At 70.6% G+C, this 14,017-nt stretch carries 13 protein-coding genes and 1 riboswitch; of the genes, 7 read left to right on the forward strand and 6 right to left on the reverse strand.

Features of this window, described 5'->3' with window-relative positions:
* Positions 1 to 58: 58 nt before the first annotated feature.
* The 3 genes from J2853_RS09050 to J2853_RS09060 all read left to right on the forward strand — a co-directional run bounded on the left by J2853_RS09050 (position 59) and on the right by J2853_RS09060 (position 2,218).
* Positions 59 to 736, forward strand: coding sequence for a GntR family transcriptional regulator (locus tag J2853_RS09050; RefSeq protein WP_307556530.1), 678 nt, complete (start codon positions 59 to 61; stop codon positions 734 to 736).
* A 139-nt stretch (positions 737 to 875) separates the two neighbouring features.
* The gene (locus tag J2853_RS09055) at positions 876 to 1,616 is read left to right on the forward strand and encodes a hypothetical protein (protein WP_307556531.1); all 741 of its coding nucleotides are present in this window, start codon (positions 876 to 878) and stop codon (positions 1,614 to 1,616) included.
* A 128-nt stretch (positions 1,617 to 1,744) separates the two neighbouring features.
* Positions 1,745 to 2,218 (forward strand): DnaJ family domain-containing protein, encoded by a 474-nt coding sequence (locus J2853_RS09060; RefSeq protein ID WP_307556532.1) that lies wholly within the window; start codon positions 1,745 to 1,747, stop codon positions 2,216 to 2,218.
* Positions 2,219 to 2,307: 89 nt separating this feature from the next.
* Here the strand turns inward: J2853_RS09060 and J2853_RS09065 are convergent, their stop codons facing one another.
* The gene (locus tag J2853_RS09065) at positions 2,308 to 2,628 is read right to left on the reverse strand and encodes a hypothetical protein (RefSeq protein ID WP_307556533.1); all 321 of its coding nucleotides are present in this window, start codon (positions 2,626 to 2,628) and stop codon (positions 2,308 to 2,310) included.
* 235 nt (positions 2,629 to 2,863) lie between these two features.
* A complete protein-coding gene (locus tag J2853_RS09070) occupies positions 2,864 to 3,247 on the reverse strand; it encodes a VOC family protein (RefSeq protein WP_307556534.1) in 384 nt (127 codons plus the stop codon).
* Between the two features lie 263 nt (positions 3,248 to 3,510).
* On the opposite strand from J2853_RS09070, the gene J2853_RS09075 reads away from it, so the two are divergent.
* From J2853_RS09075 to J2853_RS09085, 3 genes are all read left to right on the forward strand, one after another.
* The gene (locus J2853_RS09075) at positions 3,511 to 4,485 is read left to right on the forward strand and encodes a zinc-binding alcohol dehydrogenase family protein (protein ID WP_307556535.1); all 975 of its coding nucleotides are present in this window, start codon (positions 3,511 to 3,513) and stop codon (positions 4,483 to 4,485) included.
* Between the two features lie 185 nt (positions 4,486 to 4,670).
* Positions 4,671 to 5,870, forward strand: a complete 1,200-nt coding sequence (locus J2853_RS09080; RefSeq protein ID WP_307556536.1) for a histidine kinase — start codon at positions 4,671 to 4,673, stop codon at positions 5,868 to 5,870.
* Positions 5,867 to 6,565 carry a response regulator gene (locus tag J2853_RS09085; protein WP_307556537.1) on the forward strand — a complete coding sequence of 233 codons (699 nt, stop codon included), beginning with the start codon at positions 5,867 to 5,869 and terminating at the stop codon, positions 6,563 to 6,565. The genes J2853_RS09080 and J2853_RS09085 overlap by 4 nt, the downstream gene beginning before the upstream one ends.
* A gap of 38 nt (positions 6,566 to 6,603) precedes the next feature.
* On the opposite strand, the gene J2853_RS09090 is transcribed toward J2853_RS09085, so the two are convergent.
* From J2853_RS09090 to J2853_RS09105, 4 genes are all read right to left on the reverse strand, one after another.
* Positions 6,604 to 7,473, reverse strand: coding sequence for an LLM class F420-dependent oxidoreductase (locus tag J2853_RS09090; RefSeq protein ID WP_307556538.1), 870 nt, complete (start codon positions 7,471 to 7,473; stop codon positions 6,604 to 6,606).
* Positions 7,474 to 7,618: 145 nt separating this feature from the next.
* The gene (locus J2853_RS09095) at positions 7,619 to 8,386 is read right to left on the reverse strand and encodes a glycoside hydrolase family 25 protein (RefSeq protein WP_307556539.1); all 768 of its coding nucleotides are present in this window, start codon (positions 8,384 to 8,386) and stop codon (positions 7,619 to 7,621) included.
* A 13-nt stretch (positions 8,387 to 8,399) separates the two neighbouring features.
* Positions 8,400 to 8,545: riboswitch (cyclic di-AMP (ydaO/yuaA leader) on the reverse strand.
* 338 nt (positions 8,546 to 8,883) lie between these two features.
* Positions 8,884 to 9,147 carry a hypothetical protein gene (locus J2853_RS09100; RefSeq protein ID WP_307556540.1) on the reverse strand — a complete coding sequence of 88 codons (264 nt, stop codon included), beginning with the start codon at positions 9,145 to 9,147 and terminating at the stop codon, positions 8,884 to 8,886.
* A 673-nt stretch (positions 9,148 to 9,820) separates the two neighbouring features.
* Positions 9,821 to 10,144 (reverse strand): hypothetical protein, encoded by a 324-nt coding sequence (locus J2853_RS09105; protein WP_307556541.1) that lies wholly within the window; start codon positions 10,142 to 10,144, stop codon positions 9,821 to 9,823.
* Positions 10,145 to 10,565: 421 nt separating this feature from the next.
* Between J2853_RS09105 and J2853_RS09110 the strand changes: the two genes are divergently transcribed.
* Positions 10,566 to 13,925 carry an AfsR/SARP family transcriptional regulator gene (locus tag J2853_RS09110; protein WP_307556542.1) on the forward strand — a complete coding sequence of 1,120 codons (3,360 nt, stop codon included), beginning with the start codon at positions 10,566 to 10,568 and terminating at the stop codon, positions 13,923 to 13,925.
* Positions 13,926 to 14,017: the final 92 nt, after the last annotated feature.

Here is a 14,017-nt window from a genome sequence, read left to right on the forward strand (position 1 = left end):
GTCCCCGCGTCAAGAGGTGATCGTTGAGCGAGAATCGACGCTCGATAGGATGCGCTCCATGACCGAAGAGCCCTCCATGTTGCCGAGGCTGACGCTGTCGCGGCAGATCCGCGACTCGCTGGTCAGCCGGATCGTCTCCGGCCAGTTCAGGCCCGGCGAGCGGCTGGTGGAGACGCGGCTCGCCGCGACGTACGGCACCAGCCAGGCTCCCGTCCGCGAGGCGCTGCGCGAGCTGGAGGTCATGCGGCTGGTGGAGACCCAGCCGCGCCGGGGCACCTTCGTGCGCCCCTTCGTCCACGAGACGCTCCGGGAGAGCTACGTCGTGCGGGCCGCGCTGGAGGAGACGGCCGTCCGCCTGGCCCTGCTCGCCGGGACGGTTCCGGTGGAGGCACTCCGATCGGAGGTGGAGGCGATGGTCGCCGCGGCCGCCGAGGGTGACGGTGAGGCCTCGGCGCGGGCGAGTGTGTCCTTCCACCGGCACATCGTCGAGGCCGCCCGAAACGAGCTGCTCAGGCTCTCGTGGGAGGGCCTGCAGATCGAGGCGCGCACGTCGGTCACGATGCTCGCGACCGACGTCGACCTCCACGACATCAGCCGTGACCACGCCGAACTGCTGGCGGCGATCGAGCGCGGCGACCTGGAGACGGCCTGCAAGCACGCCCGGGACCACCAGTGGCACTATGCCGACCTCCCGCACGACGCCCACGGCCGGATCCGCGACACCGCCGCCGGCTGAACCACCGCCGGCGTGCGGCCCTTTTCGGGCATGACGGACGAAGCCCGCGGCTGCTACCCCGAGCGGCTCGCCTGAGCCCCGCCGATCGGCCGGGCGGGTCACGTTGCCCCGGCCTCCCCCTCCGGAGGATCATTTGACCGTGGACGGGAACGCGCGGTACGGGCCGCCGGTCGCGGTGGACGGCGGCGGCACGTCACTGGACTACTATCTGGTCTTCGCCGGGGCAGACGACCGGGGCCGGGGAGCACCTCCGTCGGGAAACCTGATCGAGGAGTTCCTCCTGTGCGACGACTACACCGCGGCCGGTCTCGACAGCGTCGAGTGGACGCCGGCGACCGGCGCCTGGCGTGACTCTCCGGCGTCGAGCCGCGGTATCCGCGTCGACCCCCTGCTGCGTGAGCGGGTGGTCGCGGTGAGCCGCCGCGAGGCCGGCGACGCCTACACGATGCTCGGCGGGGGCGAGCTGCCGCGGGAAGCGAGCATCCGCGGCCTCTTCCACGACGGTCAGCCCCTGCCCGCCGCCGCTCCGCTCGATCTGGGCCCCCCGGGTGGCGGCGGGCCGCGCCTCTACCGCATCCTGTTCGCCGGAGAGCTCGGCGAGCGCGGTCTGGCGAACCTGTGGCAGGCCTTGAGGCTGGAGCCGGCCGGCGACCCTGCGGATCCACGGACGCGCGTGGTCGGCACGGCGACGGCGACCGTCGTCGGCCACGTCCTCACCTGGGAGCTGCGCCGGATCGGGCCGGGCATCGCCTGGTGCCTCGATGTGACCGTGCGCCTGGGCACCGGCCCGTCCTCCGCCGTCGGGGCGCTGCTCCACCACCACCGGCAGGCGATCCGGGAGCAGGGGCTGATCCCCGTCACGATAGAACGCTTCGCCTGAACAGAGGAGCGAGGCACCGGCGCCCCGCGAGGTCCTGCCGTCTCCCACGGTTCACCCTTTTTCTCGGCCCGTACCGACGCGTGGTTATCCTCGAAAGAGCCGTCGATCGTGGCATGGGAGGCGAATCGGTGACGGAGCGTAAACCGCCGGGAGTCAGTTTCGAGACATGGGTCGATCGGCAGATTCGCGAGGCCACCGAGCGCGGGGAGTTCGACAACCTGCCGGGTGCCGGCAAACCCCTCCCCGCCGGGGGCGGGCCGGACGACGAGATGTGGTGGATCAGGCAGAAGATGCAGGCGGAGAACCTGTCGTTCCCGCTGCCGGGGACGCTCGCGCTGCGCAAGAAGGCCGAGGAGGCCCGGGCGGCGGCGGTGGGGGCGCGGACGGAGGCCGAGGCTCGCAGGATCATCGAGGACATCAACGATGAGATCCGCGCGAGCTACGGGAAGACCCTGTCCGGGCCGCCGCTCACCCAGCCGCTCTTCGACGTGGAGGAGGTCGCCGGCGACTGGCGTGCCCGCCACCCCGTCGAGGAGAAGCCCGCCCCCGAACCGCCGACCCGGGGGAAAGGCTCCTTCTTCCAGCGGCTCAGGCGTGGCTGAGCGGTAACGGTTGGCCCGAGGGCCTCGCCGTCTTCGCTGTCCGCGCCGTTCGAGGACGAACGGGCAGGGCCTCGGGCGGTGGGGGAGATTCAGCCGGTCCGTCCGCACAGGTCGGCGTGACCGGCGTTGTAACCGTCCACCCAGCCCTTCCTGTCCAGGTTCGACCCGCTGTAGGAGAAGCGCTCCGCCTTGCTGCAGTCGCTGCCGGCGTAGGAGTAGCCCTTGCTGTAGGCGTCCCGGTAGACCTTCGGCTGCTCGTCCGGAGCGGGAGTGGCCTTGCCGTGCGAGATGTTCTCCACCACCGCCCGCGCGGAGACCGAGGTGATCGTGGACGGGGAGCAGGCGGCCGTTCCGAGTGCGAAGATCGCGAGAAGTGCCGGGCTGAGCAGCAGATGGTGCCTACGGTCCATGAGCGCCTCCTCTGATCGCGCCACCGGCAGGAATCGCCGGAGGTCATGGTCGATGAAGCGGGGATATGAAATGAATTATCCAGAATGAAGAAGCTATTTGCTTAATGCCCGATTCTGGGATCGGGCATGGGCGGGCGTTTTTTCTCCTCGCCGACGCCACGGGTCACCCGGGCGTGATCGGCAGCGGTTCCGGCGACAAGCCCTGCCCGGACGCCCGAATCGGGGCTTCGGCTCGTCAGGAAGCCGTCGCGGCGCGGTCGGATTCGCTGCGCAGGACACAGAACTCGTTGCCTTCGGGGTCGGCGAGGACGGCCCAGCCCGAGCTGTCGGGCCTCCGGCGGTCGGCGACGAGGGTGGCACCGAGATCCAGCAGTCGCACGACCTCCTCCTCGCGCGAGGTCTCCGGACGCAGGCACAGGTGGATCCGGTTCTTGACCACCTTGGGCTCCGGCACCTGGTTGAAGTGCAGCAGCGGCCCCTGCGGCAGCATCACCTGGGCCTCGGGGTCACCCGGCCTGTCCTCCGGATTCAGCGGGCAGCCGGTCACCCCGCTCCAGAACCTGGCCAGCTCATAGGCGTCCGCACAGTCGATCGCCACGTTCTGAAACACCGAGACCATACGTGAGATCCTGCCGAACGCCGGCCCCGCCCGCCACCGAATTACGACTTGAAGCGCGGGAACGCCTGGAATCCCCGCCCCACGCGCGAGGACCGGCCGGCGTCGTCTTGAGGGCGGCCCCGTCGCCTCGCCCAGACGGCGGGAGGGAACCGGCCTGCCCGCACCGCCACCCGTCTCACCGTCCCTTGATGCCGAGGGGCCGAGGGGCGGGCCGTCCCGCGAGGCGTAACGTGGAAGGCAGGGCATGTCGTTGGGGGATTGTGATGCGTGCCATCGTCATCGAGAGATTCGGCGGACCGGACGGCCTCGTCTACAAGGAACTGCCCGAGCCCGAGCCCATGGCGGGTCAGGTCGTCATCAAGGTCAAGGCGTTCGGGGTCAACCACGCCGAGATGCACATGCGCAGAGGGGAATGGGCCGAGGCCGCGGAGGTGAGCGGCATCGAATGCGTCGGGCTGGTGAAAGCATGCCCCGGCGGCGAGTTCCCCGTGGGCGCCAAGGTCGCGGCGCTGATGGGCGGCCTCGGGCGCACCGTCAACGGCAGCTACGCCGAATACACCCGGGCGCCGGCCTCGAACGTGGCCCTCATCGAGTCCGACCTGCCCTGGGAGGAGCTCGCCGCGATTCCGGAAACCTACGCCACCGCCTGGACCTGCCTGTTCCGCAATCTGGAGATCGTCCAGGGGCAGACACTGGTCGTCCGGGGCGCGACCTCCTCCTTCGGCCGGGCCGCGGTCGGCCTCGCGGTGAACGTCGGCGCGCGGGTCGTCGCCACCACGCGCGATCCCGAGCGCTTCGCGGCGCTGGAGAAACTCGGTGCGGATCGCGCAGAACTGGAGGGACCGGGACTTTCCCAGCGGATCGCCGAGGCCAAGCGGCTCGACGCGGTGCTCGACCTCGTGGGCAACAGCACCATTCTCGACTCCCTCGAAATGCTGCGCCGGGGCGGGCGGGCGTGCCTGGCCGGCTGGCTGGGCGGTCTCGACCCGATCCCCGACTTCAACCCGCTGCTGCAGATGGCGAGCGGCGTCTATCTGACCTTCTTCGGCAGCTTCGTGTTCGGGACTCCCGGGTTCCCGCTGTCCGACGTGCCGCTCCAGGAAATCGCGGAGCAGGTGGCGGCGGGCCGCCTCACGGCGAAGCCGTCGCGCGTGTTCCGTTTCGAGGAGATCCGCGAGGCGCATCGCGTGATGGAGGCCAACGAGGCCGGCGGCAAGATGGTGGTCGTCCTCGGCTGAGCCCGATGAGAGCCGCCCGGCCTGCCCGAGGCGGATGCGAACCCGGGGGAGCGCCCGCCGAACCCGAAGATCATCCGAGCCGACGGCGTAACCCCGGCCCGCGTGGACATCGCCACCGCGATCGAGGGCGAATGTCCGACCGTGGGCAGATGCCGGGTGATCCGGTGAGGCGGTACCTTCTCGTCATGAAGTGGGCTCGGCGGCTCGATGGAAGGGGCGTTGCCGACGCGGCGACGGCGGTCGTCCTGGCGCTGCTCGTCGGGTATGCCATCGTTGATCCGCCGGGTCGGTCGTCGTGGTGGCCCGCCTGGTCGGCGTGGCCGGTCGCGGTGGTCGTGAGCTTTCCGATCGTGCTCCGGCGGCGCCGGCCGCGGGCCATGCTCGGTCTCGCGTGCGCCGCGGGCGTGCTGGTGACCGTGACCGGTGCCGTCGCGGCGGGCGCGATCTGGGTGTCGTTCGTGCCGACCGTGCTCGTGCTGTACGCGGTGGCCTCCACCACCTCGGTCGTGTGGTCGCTGGCGGGCTTGTCGGCCTGCCTGTTCGCCGCGGTGACCGCGGTCCTGATCTTCTACGCGCGGGTGTTCCCCGGCCTCGCACCCGCGGGCCCGCCCAGTGAGCTGCCGCAGGCCTGGCCGATCGAGATCGGTGTGGCCGGTGTGCTGCTGGCCGCCGGCTGGGGCGTCGGAACGGCCGTCCGGTGGAAGCGTGACACGACCGCTCGCCTCGTCCGCCACCTCGCGGAGGCCGCGGTGGCCGACGAGCGCAGGCGCATCGCCCGGGAACTGCATGACGTCATCGGCCACAGCATGAGCCTGATCGCGGTCAAGGCCACCGTCGCCAACCACGTCGCCGACGCCCACCCGCAGGAGGCGCGCGCCGCGCTGGCCGTCATCGAGCAGACCAGCCGGAGCACGCTCACCGAGATCCACCGAGTGCTCGGCCTCCTGCGCTCCGACGGTGATCTGCAGCAGGCCCATCTGCCCGTTCCCGGTACGGCGGACCTGCCCGAACTGGCCGCCCACGCCCGCTCGGCCGGGGTCGAGGTGGACCTGACCGTCCGCGAGGAGGCCGAGATACCTCCCGCGGTCGCGTTGTCGGTGTATCGAATCGTGCAACAGGCCCTGACCAACGTCGTCACCCACGCGGCACCCACCCGCTGCTCGGTCACCGTGGACATCGACGATCGGGAAGCCGTGATCGAGGTCATCGACGACGGCCCCCGCCACGGCCGCCCGCCCCGGGCGGGCCACGGCGGACACGGCCTGATCGGCATGCGCGAACGAGTCAAGATGTACGGGGGCACGTTCAGCGCGGGGCACCGGCCCGAAGGGGGCTTTCGCGTGTCGGCTCACCTGCCCTACGACCCGAACGGCACCGTGACATGAGCGTCGACGCCGAACCGAACACCCCACCACCCGTCCGGGTCCTGCTCGCCGAGGACCAGGTGTTGATCCGCGACAGCCTCAAGGTACTGATCGACACCACACCGGGGCTGGTCACCGTGGGCGAGGCCGGCACCGGCGCCGAAGCGGTGCTCCTGGCCCGCCGGTGCCGGCCCGACGTCGTCCTCATGGACGTGCGCATGCCGGACATGGACGGCATCGAGGCGACCAGGCGTATCTGCGCCGATCCGGCCGGTGCGGGCATCCGCGTCCTGATCCTCACCACGTTCGATCAGGACGAATACGTGTACGCGTCGCTCAGGGCCGGCGCCAGCGGATTCCTCATCAAGAGCGCGACGGCGGCCGAGCTCCTGGCCGCCATCCGGGTCGTCGCCTCCGGCGAAGCGCTGCTCGCGCCCACCGTCACCCGCCGGCTCGTCGCCGAATTCCTGCGACGCCCCCACTCCTTCCCGGCCGCGCGAGACCTCGGCGACATCACCCGGCGTGAGCGCGACGTGCTCACCCTCGTCGGCAGGGGAATGTCCAACTCCGAGATCGCCGAGCACCTGCACCTCACCGTCGGCACGGTCAAGACCCACATCGGCCGCCTCCTGGCCAAACTGCACGCCCGCGACCGGGCCCAGCTCGTCATCGCCGCCTACGAAGGCGGGCTGGTCACCGGCCCGTCGTCACAGTGATCAGCGGGCTCGCCGGTTCCCGGTCGCTGCCGTACGGCTCAGCCCTTACGCAGTCCGAGCGTCTCGGACGCGATCTCCAGCGCGGCCAGGTGCTCGTCGACCGAGCCCAGCCCCGCTTTCATGGTGTTGATGGAAAGGTGGGTGGCGCCGGACTCCCGCCACCGGCGGGCCAGGTCACTCAGTTCCTCCGCACTGCCCGTCCAGCTGGCACGGCCCTCCATGCCGAGCGCTGAGGGGTCGCGTCCCGCCTGCACGGCGGCCTCCTCGATCACCGCCTTGGCCTCGTCCAGCTTCGGGCCCGGAGACATCTGCGGGAACCAGCCGTCGGCCAGCCGCCCGGTGCGGCGGTAGGCCGCGGGTGACTGCGCGCCGAACCAGACGGGGATCGGCCGCTGCACGGGCAGGGGCGCCAGCCCCGCTCCGGTCACCCGGTCGTAGACGCCGTCGAAGGTGACCGACGGCTCGGTCCACAGCCGGCGCATCAACTCGACCTGCTCCTCGATGCGCCTGCCCCGGGTGGTGAAGTCCTGGCCGAGGGCTTCGTACTCGACCTGGTTCCACCCCAGCCCCACGCCCAGCCGAAACCGGCCGTCACTGAGCAGGTCGATCTCCGCCGCCTGCTTGGCCACCAGCGCCGTCTGCCGCTGGGGCAGGATGATGATGGCGGTGACGAGTTCCAGCGAGGTCAGCGCGGCGAGATATCCGAAGAGGACCATCGGTTCGTGGAAGGTGCTCTCCACGTCGTACACCCCTTGCCAGCCCTGGTGCACCGCCGGGTCGGCGCCGACGACGTGGTCGTAGGCCATCAGGTGCCGGAAGCCGAGCTCCTCGACTCCTTGCGCGTAGGCGCGCACCGCACCCACGTCCGGGCCGATCTCGGTCTGGGGAAAGACAACACCGATCCGCATCATGGCTCCTGTCGATCGTCAGGTGAACTCGCGGATCATCATTCCGTGCGCAGCGCCTCTCAACCACATGCGACCCCCTGGCCACCGGTTCGAGCGGAAAGATCTACATCTGGGACGGCGGGGGGTGATGCTCGCTTTTGCCGGTTCAGGCGGTGGGGGGACGGCCGAGACTGCGCAGCTGATCGGGGGTCAACGAGGAGACATCCTGGTCGATGGGCGTTTCGGTGTACTGGTGGATGGTCCAGGTCTTCCAGTCGGCGGGCGGCGGGACGTCGCCCATGGGCACGCCGTAGTAGGCCACCCAGAGGGGGTACTGGGACAGGCCCGCGCCGTAGGTGTTGGCGAAGTTCCAGCTGCTGTAGACCATCGGCTTGACGCCGGTCTTGGCCTGGACCCGGGCAAGCCAGGCCTTGGCCCAGGCGTTGACCTCGCTGACGGACCTGCCGTCGGTGGTCTCCAGATCCAGCACCAGCAGGTCGCCCGGCTTGGCCGGCTGCGAGTTCACCACCGAGAGGAAGAAGTCGGCCTCGGTGATCGGATTGTCGGCGGGGTGACCGAAGTGGTAGGCGCCGCGCACGATGCCCTTCTTCGCCAGTTCCCTCCAGTGCCGGGTGAAGGCCTTGTCGCGGAAGTGCAGTCCCTCGGTGGCCTTGACGATGCCGAATTTGGCCGGACTGGCGTTCCAGTCGTGGTCGGGCTCGTAGTTGGAGACGTCCTGGCCGTAGGTGAGCGCGTCGGCCCGGCCCGGATTGATCGGCGCGGCGAGCGTTTTGGCCGGGGTTTGCACGACACCGCTCAGGGCCTTCACGGAAAGGTCGGAGGCCAGGGCCGGGTGACCGGCGAGAATCGCACCGGTGACAACGGTCGCACTCACCACGGCGGCGAGGGGGCGAGAGAAACGGTATTTCAACATAGGGGGGATCAACTCCTTGCTTCCATGCCGCCTACCGGGTTAGCTGACGGGTTCGGGCGTGGAAGTGCCCTACGCGGTGCCATGTGGAATGGGCCGCGATTCACCCCAGAAGATTGGGTCCCCGGCTCCGTGAATTCACGGACTCGGCGGCCGTGCTCGTTCCGCGTCGGAAACTCCCGCGGCACGAAACACGGTCTCGGTAATGATCAGGGCACCACCCGGCCACGACGTCGCCGAACGTGTATCCCCAAGGACCCGAAGGTAAGCGGTGAGGATCGAATGATGCAAGGCGTCGCCATATTGACCTAACGAAATCCCCTCGAACGCAGGACTTCGATGGTGAATTCTTTACCTCGGTCGAGCGGGTGAGAAGTCCTGCGGGATCCATGCGCAGGTCACGCGGCCAGGTAGATTCCTTATCATTCCGGCCTTGCGTGCCAAGGAGAGAGCCCGTTCAGTAAAGTCGCGATCGATTGAAGGTCGGTTGGGTTCCGTTTTCATACCATGCGTACTTTGCCATTCTCGTGCAAGAAAAGTAAAAAGTACGCAATGCCGTGGACGACGTGGGTGGCCGGCCGCCCGGAGACATCCCAGGGCCGGGCCGCGTCGGCCTCGTTGCGCGCCGCCTCGTGGACGGCCGGTTCGGCCGGGACGCCGGCGAACCGGCCGAGGCCGTCGGGGCCGTGGAAGCGGACGCCCTGCGCCTGCGGGCTGGTGGCGGCGTACCGGGCGGGGAGCGCGCCGCGGTCGACGGTCCGCATGGACAGACCCCGGCGGGAGAATCGATTCTTGGGGAGAGAGGCGCCTGCGGTCCATCGAGTGAACGCGGGTGACGACGGCACTCCCCTCGACGGGGTCGCGGACCGGCACCATGAGGCCGGCGCCCGCCTCGGCCGGGCGTACGGCCGGATCGAGTCCGATGCCGTCGCTCGCCCCGGTCACCACGGCGAGCCTTCCGGCCGGATCGGCTACGGATACGTTCTTGATGACGACCCCCTGGTCAGCGGATCTCCTCGGTCGGGCCGAGGGTCGCGGGCGCCCGCGAGGTGGATCCGTGTCGCGCTTGTCCACGGACTTTCGATCCGCGGACAAGCGCGGCCCACCGGGGGTGCTCCGCCGGTCGAGTACGGGATGCTCTCCCCGGACACCCACACGGGATGAACGTCGACCAGGCCGGCTCCACCGAACGCGGGCCCGTCAAGCTCTTCATGAATCCGGAATGATTTAGCCCGTGTTCGCTGTGATCGCAATTATTCCGGAAGGGTGCGATCTCAGTGAACACGGGCAACCTCTCTCCGCCGTGGGTCTGGATATTTTCCTGATTCCAGGTTCTGCCGCATGCGGTCGACGTGCTTTGACTACATGCCGCACCCAGGCTGGAGGCCAATCTTGATGGGGTGGCTAATCAGAGACCTTAGACGTTTCGCCGTTTTTTCAGTCGTCATCGAAATCGCGGTCACGGTCGCGGTCGCGATCGCGGCCACCGCCATTGACAGTGTTGTTGTTGATATTGACATTGACCCTGCGGACGCTGCGGTGGTGGGAGCGGTGGTGGCAACCGCAGCCGCGGCGCCAACCACAGCCGCCGCCGCATCCTCCGCCCCATCCTCCGACCCAGGTCGTGAAGCCTGCGCTCGTACCTGCGGTGGTGGTGGGAGCGGTGTTGGCGGCTGCGGTGGCCGCGCTCATGCCTATGCCTCCGCCGGCCAGTGCCGTGCTGATGGCGAGTCCCGCGACGATGCTTTTGACGTTGGGCATTTTGTTCCTCCTTGAAAGGATTTGTTGCCCTGTTTCGGCGCTTTCGCAGTGCTGTGAAAGGCGCCTGGGATGACCGCGGATAGGTCGTCCTGGTTGTCATGATTTCCAGGGATATCGTGCGAGAAACGGAGATTAACGGCTTTTGCCACCACCTCACCCTTTTATTGATAATGCTGGGATAATATCTATTATTTTGCTATGAAATGTCGCTAATGTCGCATTTGTCGTACGAGAGATGGAGGTGCCGGCGGGTCGGAAGGCGAGAAAAAGACAGGGAATGTGAGAGGCAGGCTCAACCCGTTTGGCCGCTTTCGCTGGATCGATCAATCCGTCGAGGGCGCCGGGGGTGGGCTTTCGCCGTACGCCCAGGCCGTGAGCCGGGCCCGCAGCCCAGGGCGCCGCCCCTGGCAGAATCGGTCGCGTGCGGGTTGAGATGCTGGGGCCGTTGGAGGTTCGCGCCCAGGGCGGTGCCGCGGTGGGGGTGGCGGGTGCCCGGCTGCGGGCGCTGCTGATCGTGCTGGCGCTTGATCCGGGCCGGGTGGTCTCCATGACGCGACTGGTCGACGGGATCTGGGGTGAGCGCTCGCCCTCGGGGGCGGTGAACGCCGTGCAGGCGTTGGTCTCCCGGTTGCGCCGGGCGCTGCCACAGGCGCGCATCGAATCCCATCCGGCCGGATACCGCCTGGTGATCGAGCCGGACGCGGTGGACGTGACGCGCTTTGAACGCCTGGTCGCGGCGGGACGGTCCGCGCTGGCCGCTGACCCCGCCGAGGCCGCGCGGATCCTGCGTGAGGCGCTGGCCCTGTGGCGCGGTCCGGCGTTGCTGGACGTGGCGGACGCGGAGTTCTTCGCCGCGCCGGTCGCCCGGCTTTCGGAACTGCGGCTGGCGGCGGTGGAGGACCGCGTGGAGGCGGACCTGCGGCTGGGACGCGGCGGTGAGCTGACCACCGAGCTGACGTCGCTGGTGGCCGAGCATCCGCTGCGTGAACGGCTGGTGGGGGCGTTGATGCGGGCGCTGTGCGCGGCCGGCAGGCCCGCCGAGGCGCTGGTCGTCTACGGGCGAGCGCGGGAGGCGCTCGCCGAGACGCTGGGCACCGGCCCGTCGCCGGAACTGTCCGCGCTGCACATCGCGGTGCTGCGAGGCGAGGTGGGCACCGCGGCGCGGCCGGCGTCCTCGGCCGAGGCGAAGGACGGGGCGAAGGCCGAGACGAACGACGGGACGAACGACGGGACGAACGACGGGACGAACGACGGGACGAACGACGGGACGAAGGCCGAGGCGAAAGAAGGGACGGAGGCGGAGGACGGGGCCGAGGCGAAGGACGGGACGGAGGCGGAGGAACGGCCGCGGACGAACCTACGCGCCGGGCTGACCAGCTTCGTCGGCAGGGACTCCGAGGTCGCCCAGGTCGGCAGGCTGATGGGCGAGTACCGCCTCACCACGCTCATCGGGCCGGGCGGGTCCGGAAAGACCCGGCTGGCAGGCGAGACGGCCCGTACGCTGCTCCAACAGGCGATCGACGGGGTGTGGCTGGTGGAGCTCGCCCAGATCGGCGACGGCGCCGATGCGCCGCAGGCGGTGCTGGCCGCGCTGGGGATCCGGGAGCGGGCGCTGACCGGCCGGACGCCGGGGGGTGAGCCCGCCGACCGGCTCGTGGCCGCGCTGCGCACCCGGAGCATGGTGCTGGTGCTGGACAACTGCGAGCATCTGGTCGGCGCGGTCGCGGCGCTGGCCGAACGGTTGCTCGGCGAGTGCCCCCGGCTGCGGATCCTGGCGACGAGCCGGGAACCGCTCGGCATCGTCGGCGAGGCGCTGTGGCCGGTCGAGCCCCTGGGCCTGCCGCCACGGGACGCGGACGCCGCCCAGGCGAGGTCCTACGCCGCTGTCCGGCTGCTGAGCGACCGGGCGGGCGCCGCCAGCCCCGGGTTCGTGGTGAGCGAACGTACGGCGCCGGCCGTGGTGCGGATCTGCCGGGCGTTGGACGGCATGCCGCTGGCCATCGAGCTGGCCGCGGCGCGGCTGCGCACGATGACCGCCGAGCAGCTGGCCGACCGGCTCGATGACCGGTTCCGGCTGCTCACCGGCGGCGGCCGGACGGTGCTGCCCCGGCACAGGACGTTGCGGGCGGTGGTGGACTGGAGCTGGGAGTTGCTGTCCGAGGAGGAGCGGGCGCTGTTGCGGCGGCTCGCGGTGTTCTCCGGCGGCGCGACGGCGGAGGCGGCCGAACGGGTGTGCGCGGACGGCGCCGTCCCGGCCGGCCAGGTGCGCGACCTGCTCGTCGCGCTGACCGACAAGTCCCTGCTGGTGGCCTCCGACGACGGGACACAGCGCTACCGGATGCTGGAGACGATCCGGGAGTACGGCCTGGAGCGGCTCGGCGAGGCCGGCGAGCGGGACCGGATCCGCCGGGAGCACGCCGCCTGCTTCGCCGAACTGGCGGAGACCGCCGATCCGCACCTGCGCCGCGCCGGGCAACCGCTCTGGCTCGGGCGGCTCGCCGCCGACCAGGACAACATCAACGCCGCCGTGCGCGGCGCCGTCGCGGCGGGCGACGCGCGGACCGCGATCCGGCTGGTGGCGGCGGCCGGCTGGTACTGGTACCTCGACTGGGCGCTCAGCGGCCGCAAGGCGGAGGGTGCCGAGCTGGCCGCGGAGGCTCTGGCGATGCCGGGCGCGGGCGACGACGAGGCGCGGGCGACGGCCCTGGCGACCGCCGTGCTGTTCGAGCTCAACGGGAACGGTGACGAGCGCCGGGCCGGGGAATGGTTCGCCGAGGCGCGACGGCTCGCCGACCGGGTGGAGCGCCGCCATCCGGTGCTGCGGCTCGTCGAGGCGCTCGGCCGGATGCCGTGGGACGACCGGACCGCTGAGGCGCCGCCGGTGGACGCGAGGGATCCCCTCACCGACGATGACCCGTGGGTGCGGGCGATGGCCCGGTTGAACCGCGCCCTCACGCTGGTCGGGGCCGGTCGCGGGCACGCCGAGGCGGAGGCCGGATTCGAGGCGGCCCTGGCGGAGTTCCGCGCTCTCGACGAGCGGTTGGGGATCTCGTTCTCCCTCACGTCGCTGGCCGATCTGGCCGAATGGCGTGGTGACCTGGCCGCGGCGGTCGACCGCTACGAGCAGGCCGTCGCCGTCGTCACCGAGGTGGTGCCCGGTGAGGACGTGTGGCTGATGCGGCTGCGGCTGGCCCAGTTGCGATGGCTGCTCGGCGACACGGAGGGCAGCGCGGCGGCCATGGCCCGGGTCGAGCGGGACACCGAGCGGATCGGGCTGCCCGACGCGCTCGTCGCGGTGGCCTACGCCAAGGCCGAACTCGCCCGCTGGGCCGGTGAGCCGCGCTCGGCGCGGACACAACTGGCCCGCGCCGAGGCGCTGTCGCGGCACCTCACCGTCAACTGGCAGTTCCGCGCGATGGTCCTCGGCTCGCTGGGATATCTGGACGCGGGCGAGGGTGACCTGGACGCGGCCCGCGACCACCACGCCGCCGCGCTCGACTGGGCGCTGCGCTCCAGGAGCGCACCGACGATCAGTCAGACGCTGGTGGGCGTCGCGGACCTGGCGCTGCACCGGGGCAGGCCTCACGAGGCCGCCCGGCTGCTGGCGGCGAGCGTCGCGGTGCGCGGCACACCGGAGCTGTCCCAGCCCGACGCGGCGCGGGTGCGGTCGGCGACATGGGCCGCACTCGGCGAGCGGGAGTTCGCCGAGGCGGCGCGGCGCGGACATGACGCGACCGTCGAGACGGTGAGCGAGATCGCCGCGGTCACCCTCGGCGCCTGACGCGCTCCCGCCGCCTTCGCCGGGGCGGGGGCCGCCGCCCGGCTGCCTCCGCGACGGGAAAGGCGGCGGCCCGGCTCGGATGGGACACCGCC

The sequence above is a fragment of the Streptosporangium lutulentum genome, assembly GCF_030811455.1.
GTDB classification, from domain to species: domain Bacteria; phylum Actinomycetota; class Actinomycetes; order Streptosporangiales; family Streptosporangiaceae; genus Streptosporangium; species Streptosporangium lutulentum.

Excerpts from the sequence above, each read along its gene's own strand:
- J2853_RS09080 (WP_307556536.1), top strand. The coding sequence starts at position 4,671 with ATGAAGTGGGCTCGGCGGCTCGATGGAAGGGGCGTTGCCGACGCGGCG.
- J2853_RS09075 (WP_307556535.1), top strand. The coding sequence starts at position 3,511 with ATGCGTGCCATCGTCATCGAGAGATTCGGCGGACCGGACGGCCTCGTC.
- J2853_RS09070 (WP_307556534.1), bottom strand. The coding sequence starts at position 3,247 with ATGGTCTCGGTGTTTCAGAACGTGGCGATCGACTGTGCGGACGCCTAT.
- J2853_RS09050 (WP_307556530.1), top strand. The coding sequence starts at position 59 with ATGACCGAAGAGCCCTCCATGTTGCCGAGGCTGACGCTGTCGCGGCAG.
- J2853_RS09065 (WP_307556533.1), bottom strand. The coding sequence starts at position 2,628 with ATGGACCGTAGGCACCATCTGCTGCTCAGCCCGGCACTTCTCGCGATC.
- J2853_RS09105 (WP_307556541.1), bottom strand. The coding sequence starts at position 10,144 with ATGCCCAACGTCAAAAGCATCGTCGCGGGACTCGCCATCAGCACGGCA.
- J2853_RS09090 (WP_307556538.1), bottom strand. The coding sequence starts at position 7,473 with ATGCGGATCGGTGTTGTCTTTCCCCAGACCGAGATCGGCCCGGACGTG.
- J2853_RS09100 (WP_307556540.1), bottom strand. The coding sequence starts at position 9,147 with ATGCGGACCGTCGACCGCGGCGCGCTCCCCGCCCGGTACGCCGCCACC.
- J2853_RS09095 (WP_307556539.1), bottom strand. The coding sequence starts at position 8,386 with ATGTTGAAATACCGTTTCTCTCGCCCCCTCGCCGCCGTGGTGAGTGCG.
- J2853_RS09085 (WP_307556537.1), top strand. The coding sequence starts at position 5,867 with ATGAGCGTCGACGCCGAACCGAACACCCCACCACCCGTCCGGGTCCTG.